Source organism: Streptomyces sp. NPDC043896 (assembly GCF_056435605.1).
In genome coordinates this window covers 282,757-297,357 of the sequence record NZ_JBWKEE010000003.1, presented here as the reverse complement: position 1 = coordinate 297,357, position 14,601 = coordinate 282,757, and the positions used below count along the sequence as shown (strand labels likewise).

Annotated in this window: 15 protein-coding genes and 1 pseudogene; 7 read left to right on the top strand and 9 right to left on the bottom strand. The window is 75.6% G+C overall.

What is annotated here, in order from left to right:
* Positions 1-526, bottom strand: a pseudogene (locus tag AC069X_RS06030) (hypothetical protein); the annotation flags it as partial.
* A 213-nt stretch (positions 527-739) separates the two neighbouring features.
* Complete coding sequence (locus tag AC069X_RS06025; protein ID WP_478725573.1) at positions 740-1,174, bottom strand: CBS domain-containing protein; 435 nt, start codon at positions 1,172-1,174, stop codon at positions 740-742.
* A 180-nt stretch (positions 1,175-1,354) separates the two neighbouring features.
* Here AC069X_RS06025 and AC069X_RS06020 point away from each other — a divergent pair, with 180 nt between their 5' ends.
* Both AC069X_RS06020 and AC069X_RS06015 read left to right on the top strand, forming a co-directional pair.
* The gene (locus AC069X_RS06020) at positions 1,355-1,939 is read left to right on the top strand and encodes a TetR/AcrR family transcriptional regulator (RefSeq protein WP_478725571.1); all 585 of its coding nucleotides are present in this window, start codon (positions 1,355-1,357) and stop codon (positions 1,937-1,939) included.
* Positions 1,940-2,051: 112 nt separating this feature from the next.
* Positions 2,052-2,810, top strand: a complete 759-nt coding sequence (locus AC069X_RS06015) for an SDR family NAD(P)-dependent oxidoreductase (RefSeq protein WP_478725570.1) — start codon at positions 2,052-2,054, stop codon at positions 2,808-2,810.
* Between the two features lie 194 nt (positions 2,811-3,004).
* Here AC069X_RS06015 and AC069X_RS06010 read toward each other — a convergent pair whose 3' ends face one another.
* Entirely contained in the window at positions 3,005-3,559 is a 555-nt protein-coding gene (locus AC069X_RS06010; RefSeq protein ID WP_478725778.1) for a heme-binding beta-barrel domain-containing protein, read from the bottom strand.
* Between the two features lie 101 nt (positions 3,560-3,660).
* Positions 3,661-4,341 carry a hypothetical protein gene (locus tag AC069X_RS06005; RefSeq protein WP_478725568.1) on the bottom strand — a complete coding sequence of 227 codons (681 nt, stop codon included), beginning with the start codon at positions 4,339-4,341 and terminating at the stop codon, positions 3,661-3,663.
* A gap of 195 nt (positions 4,342-4,536) precedes the next feature.
* On the opposite strand from AC069X_RS06005, the gene AC069X_RS06000 reads away from it, so the two are divergent.
* On the top strand, positions 4,537-5,088 hold the full coding sequence (locus AC069X_RS06000; RefSeq protein WP_478725566.1) for a hypothetical protein: 552 nt from the start codon (positions 4,537-4,539) through the stop codon (positions 5,086-5,088).
* Between the two features lie 56 nt (positions 5,089-5,144).
* Here AC069X_RS06000 and AC069X_RS05995 read toward each other — a convergent pair whose 3' ends face one another.
* On the bottom strand, positions 5,145-5,711 hold the full coding sequence (locus AC069X_RS05995) for a YbaK/EbsC family protein (RefSeq protein ID WP_478725564.1): 567 nt from the start codon (positions 5,709-5,711) through the stop codon (positions 5,145-5,147).
* Between the two features lie 103 nt (positions 5,712-5,814).
* Here AC069X_RS05995 and AC069X_RS05990 point away from each other — a divergent pair, with 103 nt between their 5' ends.
* On the top strand, positions 5,815-6,855 hold the full coding sequence (locus tag AC069X_RS05990) for a cation diffusion facilitator family transporter (RefSeq protein ID WP_478725562.1): 1,041 nt from the start codon (positions 5,815-5,817) through the stop codon (positions 6,853-6,855).
* A gap of 15 nt (positions 6,856-6,870) precedes the next feature.
* Here the strand turns inward: AC069X_RS05990 and AC069X_RS05985 are convergent, their stop codons facing one another.
* Together AC069X_RS05985 and AC069X_RS05980 are read right to left on the bottom strand one after the other, a co-directional pair.
* On the bottom strand, positions 6,871-7,773 hold the full coding sequence (locus AC069X_RS05985; RefSeq protein WP_478725560.1) for an alpha/beta fold hydrolase: 903 nt from the start codon (positions 7,771-7,773) through the stop codon (positions 6,871-6,873).
* Between the two features lie 170 nt (positions 7,774-7,943).
* The gene (locus AC069X_RS05980; protein WP_478725558.1) at positions 7,944-8,816 is read right to left on the bottom strand and encodes an ArsR/SmtB family transcription factor; all 873 of its coding nucleotides are present in this window, start codon (positions 8,814-8,816) and stop codon (positions 7,944-7,946) included.
* Between the two features lie 110 nt (positions 8,817-8,926).
* On the opposite strand from AC069X_RS05980, the gene AC069X_RS05975 reads away from it, so the two are divergent.
* Positions 8,927-10,231: an MFS transporter gene (locus AC069X_RS05975; RefSeq protein WP_478725556.1), complete on the top strand. Its 1,305-nt coding sequence runs from the start codon at positions 8,927-8,929 to the stop codon at positions 10,229-10,231.
* A 45-nt stretch (positions 10,232-10,276) separates the two neighbouring features.
* Here the strand turns inward: AC069X_RS05975 and AC069X_RS05970 are convergent, their stop codons facing one another.
* Entirely contained in the window at positions 10,277-11,386 is a 1,110-nt protein-coding gene (locus AC069X_RS05970) for a mechanosensitive ion channel family protein (protein ID WP_478725554.1), read from the bottom strand.
* Positions 11,387-11,856: 470 nt separating this feature from the next.
* Here AC069X_RS05970 and AC069X_RS05965 point away from each other — a divergent pair, with 470 nt between their 5' ends.
* Positions 11,857-12,759 (top strand): hypothetical protein, encoded by a 903-nt coding sequence (locus tag AC069X_RS05965; protein ID WP_478725552.1) that lies wholly within the window; start codon positions 11,857-11,859, stop codon positions 12,757-12,759.
* Positions 12,760-12,814: 55 nt separating this feature from the next.
* Here AC069X_RS05965 and AC069X_RS05960 read toward each other — a convergent pair whose 3' ends face one another.
* Positions 12,815-13,567, bottom strand: a complete 753-nt coding sequence (locus AC069X_RS05960) for a polysaccharide deacetylase family protein (protein ID WP_478725550.1) — start codon at positions 13,565-13,567, stop codon at positions 12,815-12,817.
* A gap of 307 nt (positions 13,568-13,874) precedes the next feature.
* On the opposite strand from AC069X_RS05960, the gene AC069X_RS05955 reads away from it, so the two are divergent.
* Entirely contained in the window at positions 13,875-14,507 is a 633-nt protein-coding gene (locus AC069X_RS05955) for an NADPH-dependent FMN reductase (RefSeq protein WP_478725776.1), read from the top strand.
* Positions 14,508-14,601 lie beyond the last annotated feature (94 nt).

Here is a 14,601-nt window from a genome sequence, read left to right as displayed (position 1 = left end):
CGTGCGCCGCCACCTCGTGCGCCGCCACCTCGTGCGCCGCCACCTCGTGCGCCGCCACCTCGTGCGCCGCCACCTCGTGCGCCGCCACCTCGTGCGCCGCCGGCTCGTGCGCCGCCGGCTCCGCCCCGGCGGCCGGGCCCGGGCCCGGGTCGACCAGGTCCAGGCGCACCCCGGCCGGCAGGCCTGCCCCCTCGCCGGCCGCGCGCACCTCCACGGCGTCGGACGGCCCGGCCCACCACGGCTCTCCGGCCTCGATCACCGTCCACGGGGACCAGTCGCCGGAGCCCCGCTCGCGGGCGCGGACCCGGTACGCGGCGCCGCCCGGTCCGTCGGCGGGCGCGGTGACGGCCAGCATGCTGAACGGGGTCCGGGCGTCCGCCAGCAGCGGGGCGCCGGCCGAGGTGAGGGTGACGGCGCGCGGCGGCGGGGGAGCGGCGGCCGGTCCGGCGCCGACGGCGGCCAGGGCGGCCAGCGCACCGCCCAGGGCGGCGGTGACGGGCGTCAGCGGTAACCCGCGGGTGCGCACTCGGTTCTCTCCAGGATTCCCGGACGACGGTGGAGGAGAACCGGAACCGGCGGCCCTCGCGGTGCGCCCCCGAACCGTTCCCCGGCCCCGAGGACACAAGGCGCCGACCGGGCTGGAAGTGCCCGGCCGGCGCCCTGCGCACTTCGCTGACCGCCTCCTTCAACGATCCCGGCAGTCGGGGGTCACGGGCGGCGGGCGGCGGATTCCTCCGGCTCAGTTCGCGGCGTACACGCGCACCGCGAACTCGGCGATGTCCGCGTCGGAGAGGTTCCGCGCCAGATTGGCCTCGGTGATCATGCCGATGAGCCGGTGGCCGCCGGCCACGTCGATGACGGGCAGCCGCTTGATCTGGTGGACCTCCATGGTGTCCAGGGCTTGCTGGGCGTTGTCGTCGGCGTCGATCCAGTGCAGGGTGCCGGCGAGTTCCCCCGCCCGCATCCGCGCCGGGTCCTTGCCCTCGGCGCAGCACTTGACGACGATGTCACGGTCGGTGATCAGCCCCTGGAGGCGCTCGTCGTCCCCGCAGATCGGCAGGCATCCGACGTTCAGCTCGCGCATCATGCGTGCCGCGTCCTGCAACGACTGGTCCTCGCGGACGCACTGGACGCCCTTGGTCATGATGTCCCGGGCCCGCAGGTTCCTGTCCATGGTTCCTCCTCGGCTCTCCGCGTACGCTCCGAAACCCTTCCGTGCCCCTCCCCGCCCCCCTGCGTGCCCTCCCCTTCGAGGACAGCACGAATGGGGCGGCCCGGCGCGCCGGGAGGTCCCGGCTCCCCGACGCCGATTGATTGTTGACCGTTCGTTCCAGATGGCTTTATGATCTTCGACGTGGCAAGGACCAAGGAATTCGATCCGGACGCCGTCCTCCAGTCGGCCCTCGAGCTGTTCTGGCGGCGCGGCTACGAGGCGACGTCGGTGGCCGACCTCGTCGAACACCTCGGCATCGGGCGCGCCAGCATCTACGCGACCTTCGGCAGCAAGCACGAGCTCTACCTGAAGGCGCTGGACCGCTACGCGCAGACGCGCGACCCGCTGCTGCTGACCCAGCTCTCCGAACCGGGTCCGGCGCTGCCGTCCGTACGGGCGGTCGTGCGCCGGTTCGCCGCCGAGGCGGCCTCTCCGGCGGACCGGCTCAACGGCTGCTTCCTCACCAACACGGCGGCCGAGCTGGCCCCGCACGACGCCGCGGCCGCCCGCCGGGTGGAGGTCAGCTGGGACCGCTTCGAGACCCTGCTCCACTCGGCGCTCGTCCGGGCCCGGGCGCAGGGGGAGCTGGGCGAGGGCCGCGACCCGCGCGCCCTGGCCCGGATGCTGCTGGTCCTGCTCCAGGGCGTCCGCGTCGTCGGGAAGGCCTCGGAGGATCCCGCCCGCGTCCTGGACGCGGCCGAACAGGCGCTGGCGCTGCTGGACTGACGGCGCGCCCCCGCGCTCCGCCGCCGTGTCCTCGCCCCGTCGTTCCGCATGCCCGCATTCTGAACCGATCGTTCAAATATGGGGCTCTCGCCCCTCGAAGGAGTCACCGAAGATGAACCGCTTCACCGGCAAGACCGTCCTCGTCACCGGCGCGGGCTCCGGCCTCGGCCGCGCCATCGCCCTCGCCTTCGCCGCCGAAGGCGCCTCCGTCGTGGCCGCCGGCCGCACCGCCGCCACCCTGGAGGAGACGGTCGCCCTCGTCGAAGCGGCCGGCGGCACCGCCGCCGCGGTCACCGCCGACGTCACCGACCCGGCCGGCGTCGAAAACCTCGTCCGCGAGACCGTCGCCCGCTTCGGCGGACTCGACGTCGCCGTCAACAACGCCGGCGTGCTCCGCGGCGTCGGGCCCGTCGCCGAGGTGAGCGAAGAGGACTGGGACGCGATCCAGCGCACCAACGTCACCGGAGTCTGGCTGGGCATGAAGCACGAGATCGCGCACATGCGGCGGAACGGCGGCGGAGCCATCGTCAACATCTCCTCCAACCTGGGCGCCCACCTGCGGATACCGAACCTCGCCGCCTACATCGCCTCCAAGGCGGCGGTCTCCGCCCTCACCCGCGCCGCCGCCCTCGACCACATCCACGAGGGGGTCCGCATCAACGCCGTCAGCCCCGGCGCCTCCGCCGCCCCCATGTCGCTGCTGCCGGGCGAGACCGATGCCGACCGCACCGAGCGGATGAAGGCGGAGAACCCCCTCGGCCGCCTCGCGGAGGCCGAGGAGGTCGCCGCCGCCGTGCTCTACCTGGCCTCGTCCGCGGCCGGCTCGGTCGTCGGGACCGACCTGGTCGTCGACAGCGGCTCCTCGGCCTGACCGGCGGGCAGCGCCGCCACGGCCGGCAGCCCGCGGGGGCCGGCCGCGGCCCGGCGCGCGGTCTTCCGCGACACGTTCATCTGGGTGGTCCCCCCCGCCGTGGTGATCGGTCGTGTCGATCCTCCGCGCTCGCCGGGCCCGGGACGATCTCCCCGACACCCGTACCGGGGGTGGTGCTGGTGCCGCTCCCGCCGTCAGGAGCGGCGCCGCAGACGCGTCGTCAGGTGGTGCTGGAGGGGCTGCCCGACGGCCGCCATGTCGTGGAAGACCGTCAGGCCGGCACTGTCGAGGGTGTAGTGGCGGCGGGTGCCGGTGACCTCCTTGGCCAGCGGGGTCAGCACCACGTCCTTCGTCTCGATCTCGATGTCGAGCTCCGCCGCGGCCGTGGCCGACACCCGGCCGACGTACGTCTCGACGATGCCGGTCGGGTGGGCGAGCACCACCTCCAGCGACGCGTCGGGCGTCACCCGCCACCAGCCGGTCTCCCGCCCCGCCGGACGGACCGGCACCCCGGCCGCGTCGACCAGCCAGGCGCGCGCCTCGTAACGCAGGAAGGGCCGGCCGTCGTGGCTGAAGGAGACCTCCTGCTCGTAGCGGAAGTCCTGCGCCAGCGTCGGGTACTCGCCCTGCCCACGCCCGTGCCAGCGCCCCAGCAGGGGCAGCACCGGCGCCAGTTGCGGATGCGGTGCGGGCCCCTCCCCGAGCACGTGGCTGTCGGGGTACGGATTCTCCTGCGCCGGCTCGAACATGTTCACCCTGCCCGTTCTGTGATCGTCCCCCGCGGACGTGCAGACTAGCGCCCGGAGCGCACCATGCGGGGGAGCGTCCGCCGGGCGGACACGCGGCCCGCCTACGCGACGAACTCCTGGTCGCCGTAGCGGACCTCGGCGGAGTTCCAGTCGACCCCGAGCTCGGAGGTGAACTTCCGGGCGAGCGGCAGGTCGCCGATCGGCGCGATGAGGATCAGCCGCCCGTCGAGGGCCACCGAACCGCCGACGAGGCGGTCCCGCGCCACCGGGTCGGCGAGCAGCGCGTCGCGCAGCCGGGTGGCGCTGACGCCCTCGGCCTGGATCTCGACGGCGTCGGTCTCCGGGGAGGTGCGCGGAAGGCACCGGAACGTCAGCACCGACTCCTGCCGGTACTGCTTGCGGATGACGTCGGCGATGTGGTGCAGCCCGTTCGCGTCGACCTGGGTGACGTCGAACTCGCGCGAGCGCTCGTAGGTGGCCTGCTGCTCGTCCTCGGACCAGAACACCCCGTCCAGCAGGGTCGAGGACTCCGTCCGGGCCCCGTGGGCGTGGATGATCTCCCGGACCTCGCGGTCGAAGCGCTTGAGCCGCGTCCGGAGCCGGGGGTCGGCCGGGTCCGTGATGACGGCGGTGTTGTCGGTGGCGAAGATCTCCGCGGTCGGGCAGTCGGCGGCCGGGGCCGAGGCCGGGGACGGGGCCGGCGGAGCGGCCTGGGCGGTGCCCGCCCCCGCCGAGGCCAGTACCAGGACGCCGACCGCCACCAGTGTGCGCAACCGCTTCATTCCTCAACTCCCTGCCTGTGGGCCCGTGCTGCGGCGCACCCCGGGCCGCAGCGGGCCTCATCCTAGGAGCCGGGCGGGACCCCGCGGGGGTGTCGGCACCCCATATGGCGGATGGCGGACGGTGGCTACTTGCGGGTGGCCGGAGTTAGCCGGTCACCGTCACGGGTATGGCCCAACGGGGGAGGGGGTGCGGTGGTGCGGGGTGGTGCACGCAGGGCGGCCCGGGTCGCGGCCGCGTTCGGATCGGCGGCGGTCCTCGCCTTCGCCGCGTGGCTGGTGTGGCTCCTGCCCGGGCCGCAACTGGCCGCCGTACTCGGCTTCGGGCCGGTGGACGGCGTCGTGACGATCGCCGAGTGCCACGACGCCACCGACACGGAGGGCTTCGCCGCCGGCACGGAGTGCGCGGGCCGCTACACCCCGCTGCGCCGGGGCGGCGGACCGCGGGAGGAGATCCTGCTGGAGCGGGCCGCGGAGGAGCACGGGCGGGGCTCCGAGGTCGAGGTCCGGACCGCGCGGGGGAAGGCGTACGAACTGTCGGGCTCCGCCGTCGGCAACCTCGGGGTCGCGACGGGACTGCTGCTGGTGCCCTTCCTCGCCCTGGCGGCCTGGCTCGGCGCCTGCGCCCGCCGGGGCCGGGCCGTGGACGGGGAAGGCTTCGTGCTGGCGGCGCTGGCCGCGATGGTGGCCGTGGTCGTCCTGGGCGTGGCGGCGGGCCTCCTGGTGGCGCTCCTCACGGCCGTGTTCTGAGCCCGCCGCCCCGTCCCGTCAGCGCCGTCCCGCCAGCGCCGGCGGAGCCGCCCGCGCTACGGTGCGAGCGCGAGGCCCTCGATCAGTTCCGCGCCCGGGAGTCCGGCCAAGAGCGCGCCCGGGGCGATCAGCTTGCCCCGGCGGCGGCCGCTGCCCACCAGGACGTACGGCATGCCGCCGACCGCCGCGTCCACCAGCAGCGGCCAGCCGGCCGGCAGGCCCAGCGGGGTGATCCCGCCGTACTCCATGCCGGTCAGCTCCACGGCCGTGGCCATCGGCGCGAACGAGACCTTGCGGGCCCCCAAGTGGCGCCGCACGACCCCGTTCACATCGGCCCGGGCCGCCGACGGCACCAGACAGGCGGCCAGGGTGGTCTCCCCGCCGCGCTTGGCGGCGACCACCACGCAGTTCGCGGACTGGTCCAGCAGTTCCCGCCCGTAGTGCTCCACGAAGGCCGCGGTGTCCGCGATCGCCGGATCGGTGTCGACGTACACGATCTGCCGGGCGCCGGCCGGGTCCTCGCCCTGCCGGCCGCGCACCGCCTCCGCGACCGGGGCGACCAGCTGGGCCAGGCAGTCCGGGGCGGGACGGGCGTCTTCGAAGGGGCCGATGGGGGCGCGCATGCCCGCACGGTAGCAGGGGGCGCAGGTGCGAGTGCTTCGCACCTGGTCAGGGCGTGCAGGACGGCCGTAGCCGCAATCGGTTCCCTGTGCCAACGTAAGGTCCATGGACGGCAATCGCGGCAGCGGCCACTCCCACCCTCACCCTCATCCTCACCCTCACACCCACCCGCACGGGCCCGGCCGCCGGCGCGGGCTGCGCCACCTGCTGATCCCGCACCGCCACGACGCCGGCGACAAGGTCGACGCCGCCATGGAGACCTCCCGCGACGGCATGCGCACCCTGTGGATCTCCCTCGCCGTCCTCGGGGCGACCGCCGCCGTCCAGGCCGCGATCGTCGCCCTGTCCGGGTCGGTCGCCCTGCTCGGGGACACCGTCCACAACACCGCCGACGCCCTGACCGCCGTGCCGCTGGGCATCGCCTTCGTCCTCGGCCGGAGGGCGGCCAACCGCCGCTACACCTACGGCTACGGCCGCGCCGAGGACCTCGCGGGCGTGCTGATCGTGCTGGTCATCGCCGCGTCCGCCGCCCTCGCCGCCTGGGCCGCCGTCGACCGGCTGCTGCACCCCCGCGAGGTCACCCACCTGTGGGCGGTCTGCGCGGCGGCCCTCACCGGCTTCGCCGGAAACGAGTGGGTGGCCCGCCTGCGCGTCCGCACCGGCCGGCGGATCGGCTCCGCCGCCCTGGTCGCCGACGGACTGCACGCCCGCACCGACGGGTTCACCTCCCTCGCCGTCCTGCTGGGGGCGGCCGGCTCCGCGGCCGGCCTGCCGGCCGCCGACCCCCTCGTGGGCCTCCTGATCACCCTCGCCATCCTGTTCGTCCTCGGGGACGCCGCCCGCGAGGTCTACCGCCGCCTGATGGACTGCGTCGACCCCGCCCTCGTCGACGCCGCCGAGCGGGCCCTGCGGGACGTGCCCGGGGTGCTCGGCGTCGGGCAGCTGCGCATGCGCTGGATCGGCCACACCCTGCGCGCCGAGGCCGACATCGTCGTCGCCTCCCACCTGACCGTCGTACGGGCCCACGAGCTCGCGCTCGCCGCCGAACAGGCCCTGATCCGGGCCGTCCCCAGGATGACGGCCGCGACCGTCCACACCGACCACACCCCCGTCGGCAGGGCCCCCCGCCTCGCGGCCCGGGCGTGATCCCGAAGGGACGGCCTACCGCCCGGCCTCCGCGCGGTGGACGTGGTCCGTGATCAGCGCGGCGATCTCCGGCCACAGGGCCCGGGGCAGGTCGTGCCCCATCCCCGGGAGGACCGCGAGCCCGGCACCCGGGACGGCCCCCGCCGTGGCCCGCCCGCCGCTCACGTCGCACATCGGGTCGTCCGCGCCGTGGATCACCAGCGTGGGCAGCCGCAGCGACCGCAGCCGCTCCGTACGGTCACCGGACGCCACCGACGCCACCGCCTGCCGGGCCACGCCCAGCGGGTCGTACGACCGGTCGAAGGCGCGGCCGGCGCGCTCCCGTACGGCCGCCTCGTCGAAGGGGAACCCCGGGGACCCCAGCACCCGCACGGCGTTGACCGTCCGGTCGACGACCTCCGCGCGGCTCTTCGGCGGCGGCCCCGCGAGCGCGCCCAGCGCCTCCGGGTCGGGCCGGCCGACCGCCGGGTCCCCCGTCGTGGACATCATCGACGTCAGCGACCGGACCCGGCCGGGGTGTTCGATCGCCATCGTCTGGGCGATCGCCCCTCCCAGCGACAGGCCCACGACATGGGCGCTGTCCAGCCCCAGGACGTCGAGCAGCCCCACCGCGTCGGCCGCCATGTCGGACAGGGTGTACGAGGCCGACGACAGGTCCCCCGCGAGCGCCGCGGGCACGTCCGGCACCGGTGCGTCGGGGAAGTGCGACGAGAGCCCGGCGTCGCGGTTGTCGAACCGGATCAGCTGGACCCCGCGCCCCGTCAGCTCCGCGCAGAACCCGTCGGGCCAGCCGTGCATCTGGAGGGCGATGCCCATGACCAGCAGCACGGGCGGGGCCTGCCCGTCGCCCCACCGCTCGTAGGCCACCTCGATGCCGGCCGGCCCCACGTTCAGGGCCTTCTCCTCGGTCACCGTCACGCCGTCTCCTCGTCCGCGGGGGCAGGGGCACCGCCGAACATACCGGTGGGGAACGGCCCGAGGAGCGCTCGCACGGCCGCGCCCGCCCGCTCTTCGCCGGCGCCCGGCCCGGACGGGGATCCCCTCCGGCGGCGCGACGCGCGAACCCGCCCCGAAGACGCGCCGGCGGTTCACGGGAGGGGCGCCCCGCCGGCCGGACCCGCCCGCTCCAGCAGGGCGGTGCCGAGTTCGCTGGCGGTGTAGTGCACCTCGCGCCGGTAGCGGTGGCCGGTGACGAGGCCCGCGTCGCGCAGCACCGCGAGGTGCTGGGACACCGCGCCGAGGCTGAGCCCGCTGCGGGCCGCCAGCTGCGTCGTCGTACTGGGCGCGCCGGTGAACGCGAGGAGCCGGGCCCGGCTGCGGCCCAGCAGCCGGGCCAGCCCGTCCCCGTCGGCGGCACGGCGCTCCCACAGGCCGCCGACCGCCCGCGAGGGGTAGACCACGGCCGGGGGAGCGGCGGCGGTGCCGGCCAGCAGATGGCAGCGCGCGGCGAAGGCGCTGGGGGCCAGCGTGATGCCCCTGCCGCCGAGGTCGAGCCCGGCCGGGGGCAGCTCGGCGGACACCAGCCGGTCACCGGTCCAGCTCAGCGCGGGGTGGAGGCGGGCGAACACCTCCTGGATGCCGTCCTCGGCGAGCTGCCGGGTCCGGTACGCGACGTCCGCCTCCAGCACGGCCCGGACGCGCGGCCAGTACGGCCGGACCGCCGCCTCCCACCACGCCCGCAGGGCCTCCTCCAGCCCGGGCGGGGGCGCCATCAGGGCCAGTTCCTCCTCGAACTCGGCCAGCGGGCAGCGCGGAGGCGGCGTGGCGAACCCAGGGCCGGCGGCGGCGGTGCGCAGCACCGCGGTCCGCCCCGCCAGGACCCGGTCCTCCCGCAGGGCCAGCGCGGCCTTGATCCAGGGCAGGTGCACCGCGTGCCGCCCGGGGTCCGTGGTGGCGCGGAAGCCGGCGACGGTCTCCCACAGAGGCGAGATCGCGAACCGGATGCCGGCCACGTCGTCCACACCGAACCGCACCTCACCCAACGCGCCCGCCCCCCACCCCAGTTCCCGCGACCTTTTCGCCCAGACTAAAACATTGGCCCACCGGCTCCGGGGCCGACATCTTCGCGGACATGACGAACAGCCACCCCCGGCCGCGCCCCGGCCGCGACCTCTTCCGCGACGCCGGCTTCCGCCGCCTCTGGGCCGCCGACGCCGTGAGCCAGGCCGGCTCGGCCGTGACCCTGCTGGCCCTGCCCCTCGTGGCGATCGGCGCCCTCGACGCCACCCCCTTCGAGGCCGGACTGCTCGTCACGGCCGAGTACCTGGCCTTCCTGCTGATCGGCCTGCCCGCCGGAGCCTGGGTCGACCGGATGCGCACCCGGCCCGTGATGATCGCGGGCGACCTGGGCCGCGCCGCCCTGCTCCTGTCCGTCCCCGCGGCGGCCTGGCTGGACGTACTGACGCTGCCCCAGCTGTACGCGGTGGCGTTCGGGATGTCGGTGTGCACGCTCTTCTTCGACGTGGCCGCCCAGAGCGCGCTGCCCCGCCTGGTCGACGCCGGCCGCCTCGCGGACGCCAACGTCCGGCTGGAGGCCACCCGCAACATCACCCAGGTCGGCGGGCCGGGGCTGGCCGGAGTCCTGGTCGGCGCGCTGACCGCGCCCGTGGCCGTCGCCGTGGACGCCGTCAGCTACCTCCTCTCCGCCCTGCTCGTCTCCCGGATCCGCCGCCCCGAGCCGCGACCCGCCGCCCGGCGCGGTACGAACCTGCGGGCCGAGATCGCCGAGGGGCTCCGCTTCGTCTTCGGTCACCGGACCCTGCGGGCCGTCACCGCCGCCTCCGCCGTCTCCAACCTCTTCGGCACGGCCGGCGCCGCCATGCTGATGGTGCTGCTCGCGGGGGAACTGGGCCTGCCCCCGCTGCTGTGCGCGGCCGTGTTCGCCGCGGAGGCCCTGGGCGGGCTGCTGGGCAGCCTGCTCACCCTGCGCGTGGCCGCCGCGTTCGGCCAGGGCCGGGCGATGTGCGCGTCCGTGATCATCAGCGGGGCGCTGTGGCTGGCGGCCGTCCCGCTGTACCGGGACGACTGGCGGTTCGCGGCGGCCCTCGCCCTCCAGGGTCTGGGCTGGACCGCCTTCATGACCTTCAAGATCACCTCGGTCGCGTACCGGCAGCGGGTGTGCCCCGAACCCCTGCTGGGCCGGACGGCCGCGACGTTCCGCTTCGTGGTGTGGGGCGCCATGCCCGTCGGCGCGCTCCTCGGCGGAGCGCTGGGGCAGTGGCTCGGCGCCCGCCCGGCGATGTGGATCGGCGCCCTGGGGGAGCTCCTCGCGGTCGTGCCCCTGCTGCTCTCGCCGCTGCGGACGGCCCGTGAACTGCCGCCCGGCCCCGACCGGCCCGCCGCACGGGACCTCGTACCGGGACCGTCCGGGGCCTGAGCCGACGCCCGGGGGTGACGCCCCCGGGCGCGGGCCCCGGGGCGGCTACCGCCGCCGGTCCGCCAGCACCTCGGACGAGACGTCCCGCTGCTGCGGGACCGGCGGGAGGGACACCGGCGTCCCCTCCTCGTCCTGCCGGAGCGAGACGGTGCGCGTGGGCGCCGGGATCGAGATGCCCTCCGCCCGGTAGCGCCGGTGCAGGCGCTTGATGAACTCGTGCTTGATCCGGTACTGGTCGCTGAACTCCCCGACGCCCAGGATCACCGTGAAGTTGATCCGGGAGTCCGCGAAGGTGTGGAAGCGGACCGCGGCCTCGTGGTCGGGGACGCCGCCGCTGATGTCGGCCATCACCCCGTCGACGACGTCGAGGGTGACCTTCTCCACGTGCTCCAGGTCGCTGTCGTAGCCGACCCCGGCCTGGACCAGGATCGTCAGCTTCTGCTCGGGCTGCGTGTAGTTGGTCATGTTCGTCCGCGCGAGGCGGTCGTTCGGGATGATCACCAGGTTGTTCGACAGGTTGCGCACCACGCTGTTGCGCCAGTTGATGTCGACGACGTACCCCTCCTCGCCGCTGCTGAGCCGGATGTAGTCGCCCGGCTGCACGGTCTTGGAGGCGAGGATGTGCACCCCCGCGAAGAGGTTGGCGAGGGTGTCCCGCAGCGCGAGCGCGATCGCGAGACCGCCCACCCCGAGGGCGGTGACCAGCGGGGCGATGGACACCCCGAGCGTCTCCAGGGCCACGAGGACCCCCAGCGTCAGCACCACGATCCGGGTGATGTTGACGAAGATGGTCGCGGACGCCGCCACCCCGGTCCGGGACGCGGCCACCGACTGGACCAGACCCGCCACGACCCGGGCCGCGCTGAGCGTGGCGATGACGATGAGCACGGCCGTCAGCGACTGGTTGACCACGCCCCCGACCCGCGCGGTCAGCGGCAGCGCCGAAGCCGCCACCGCGACCCCGGCGATCACGGCCGCCCAGGGGACGATCGTCCGCAGCGCGTCGACGATGACGTCGTCCCCGCTCCACTTGGTCCGGCTCGCGTGCTTGGCCAGCCACTTCATCAGCGCCCGCAGCACCAGGGCGGCCACGCTCCCCGAGGCCAGCGCGATGCCGGCCACCACCCAGTCGTGCAGGAGGAGGTCCCGGGTCACCGGCCCGCCCCCGCACCGTGGAGGGCGAGGGAACGGGCCGCCGCCGGACGCCGTATGTGCTGTGTCGTCACCTTGTCACCTGTCAGGTCGTGTCGTGCGCAACCCAGTTCGAGCGGATGTACGCATTCCGAACGGACTGCCATCCTGCCCCATGCACCGGACGGCCCCTCAGCCGGACCCCGGCGTTCCGCCCCCGCGCGGTCCGCCCGGCCGGGCTCGGGCACGCGGGACTCCGTGCCCGCCGCCCCGGCCCTGCCCCGCCCGGCCGATGGCCGGTTGCTCCGGGTTGACGAACCGCTCACCTGCCCGGCCCACACCTCCGGCCCTGTCGTGGCGCCCCGGGTGGCGGGGAGCGGTGGGATGTGCAGCGCGTGGAGAGGCGCCCGGTCCGCCCAGCGGTCCATGGGGGCCCACGCAACCGTTCCCTCGCACTCCCGCGGCGGTCCTCAGCGCCGGCGGGGAAGGAAGTCATGAACCTCAACGCTCACAAGGTGACCCAACGCCCGCGGAACTCCCGGGTGCTGCTCGCCTCCCTCGCCGCGGCGGCCGCCCTCACCGGGCAGCTGGTGGCGATCGCCCCGGCCGCGTCCGCCGACGGGCCCAAGCCGTCGGGCCCGTCGGTCCAGGACAAGCAGAGGAACCCGGAGAAGGACCACGACAAGAAGCGGCCGTCCCAGTTCCCGCACGGCCTGCGGCAGTTCACCTCCGACAACACCTTCACCGTGCCGGCGGGCGTCAAGACGGTGTTCGTCCAGGCCTGGGGCGCCGGCGGCGGCGGTGGCGGCGGCGGTGGCGCGTCCACCAACGACAACGGCGCGGGCGGCGGTGGCGGTGGCGGCGGCGCCGGCGGCTTCACCTGGTGCACGCTCAACGTGACCCCGCTGGCCGACTACGGCATCGACGTCGGCGCCGCGGGGACCTCCGGCACCGCGGGCACCCCCGGTGACGGGGCCGGCGGGGCGGGCGGCGACGGCGGCGACGGCGGCACCGGCGGCACCACGACCGTCATCTCCTCCGCGACCAACACCACCCTCGCCACCGCGACCGGCGGCGGCGGTGGCGGCGGTGGTGGCGGCGGCACCACGACCGAGGGTGCCGGCGGCGCCGGCGGCGCGGGCGGCAGCGGCTCCTGCGCCACGGGCGGCGTGAACCTGTCCGGCGAGCCCGGCGCGCCCGGAGCGCCGGGCGTCGCGGCCACGGGCGGCGTGGGCGGCGAGGGCGGAGACCCCGCCGACGGCATCGTCGGTCTCCCGGCGAACGCCGCGGCCGGCGGCGACGGCGGCGCGGGCGGAGACGCGTCCCCGATCGAGGCCGAGCGTGCGGGCATCGCCGGCCAGCCCGGCGGAGCCGGCTACGTCGTCATCTGGTGGTAGCGCACTGACACCGCCCGCTCCCACGGCCCCGGCCGCGGGAGCGGGCGGTACTGCGTCACGTCCCGTCGGTGAGGAACTCCCGCAGGTCCACGATCCCGTACCCCTCCTCCAGGACCGCGTCCACGATCCGCGGCAGGGCCTGCGCGTCGAGCACGACCCCGTCGCCCGCGCTGCTGCCGACGTGCATCTGGAGGATCGCCCCGGGCCCCAGCGAGCCCACCGCCCTGCGGACCACCGCGTCCACCGTCATGCCGCCGGCCGGCCCCAGGTAGCCGTTCGTGTCGTCGGTGAACTCGATCGCCGCGTAGCCGAGGCCGTTGACGTCCGCCACCGCATCCTCCGTGGTGGAGCCGTACGGGAACCGGAAGAAGGGCAGGGGCTCGGCCCCGGACGCCGTACGGATCGCCGCGTCCGCCGCGCGCACCTCCCGCGCCCGCTCCGCCGTGCCGAGGCCGTCGAAGTACGGGTGGCTGTACGAGTGATTGCCCAGCCCGTGCCCCGCGTCGGCCATCGCCCGCACCGCCGCCGGACGGGCCTGCGCGAACCGGCCCGTGGGGAAGAAGGTGGCGGCCGCCCTCCGCCGGCGCAGCTCCGCCAGGACGGCGTCGAGCCCGCTCTCGTCCCACGCCGCGTTGAAGGTCAGCGCCACCACCCCGCGCGACGTGGGCAGCCTCCGGACCTCCCGCCCCAGCAGCGACGCCGGCGGCCGCGGCCCCGCCGCCCGGGCGGGCGTCGCCACCGCGCCCGCACCGGGGGCGAGCCCCGCGGCCAGCAGCGCCGCCAGCGCGGCGCGTCGTCCCACATCCACCACGGTCACTCCCTCGGACACCGCACCGCCCCGTGCGGCGCTCCCACGAGTGTGCGAGCGCACCGGGGCGGTGGCCGTGCGGCCGTGCCGGGCACCCGGGTGATCTCCGCGCGCCGCGCCGACCGGGCCCGGTGCGCCCGGGCTGACGCCGCCCGGCAGGCCCGTACAGTCCGCTGCGGGCACCTCCGCCCCCGTCACCGCGGGGCCCGCACCGGCAAGGGAGACAGCAGTGAACTCGACCGACCAGGACCACTTCCCCCCGGACCCGGCCCGCCCCCAGGACGGGGTGCTCACCGGACGGGCTTCGCTGCACGTGCTCGTCCTGTCGGGCTCCTCCCGGACCGGGTCGGTCAACGCCCGCCTGGCCGCGCTCGTCGCGAGCCTGGTCGTACGGGCCGGCGCCACCGCCGAGCCCGCCATGCTCGGCGACTTCCCCATGCCGCTGTACGACGGTGACCTGGAGGCCGACGAGGGGGTGCCGCCGGGCGCACTGGCCCTGCGCGAACGCATCGAGGCCGCCCAGGCCCTGGTGATCGCCTCGCCCGAGTACAACGCCTCCGTCCCCGGCGTCGTCAAGAACGCCGTCGACTGGGTCTCCCGCGTCCGGCCGCAGCCCTTCAAGGACAAGCAGGTGCTCCTGGTGTCGGCCTCGCCGTCGATGGTCGGCGGCAACCGGGGCCTGTGGGCGCTGCGCGTCCCGCTGGAACACCTCGGGGCGCGGGTCTACCCCGACATGTTCAGCCTGGCGATGGCCCATCAGGAGTTCACCGAGGACGGCGCGCTCACCGACCGGGGGCTCGGCGAGCGCCTGACGTCGACGGTCGACTCGTTCCTGGACCTCGCCGAGGCCGACACCCGCTACCTGTGCCTCCAGCGCCGCTGGTACGAGTTCCTCGGCGACCGGACCGACGCCCCGGTCACCGCCCGCGCCCAGGACTGAGCCCCCGCCCGGGGGGGTGTCCGGCACGGGTCACGACAGGCCCTGGGGCCTGTCGTCTCAACCTCCCGTCTGCCCCGCGCCGCCCGGCACGCCG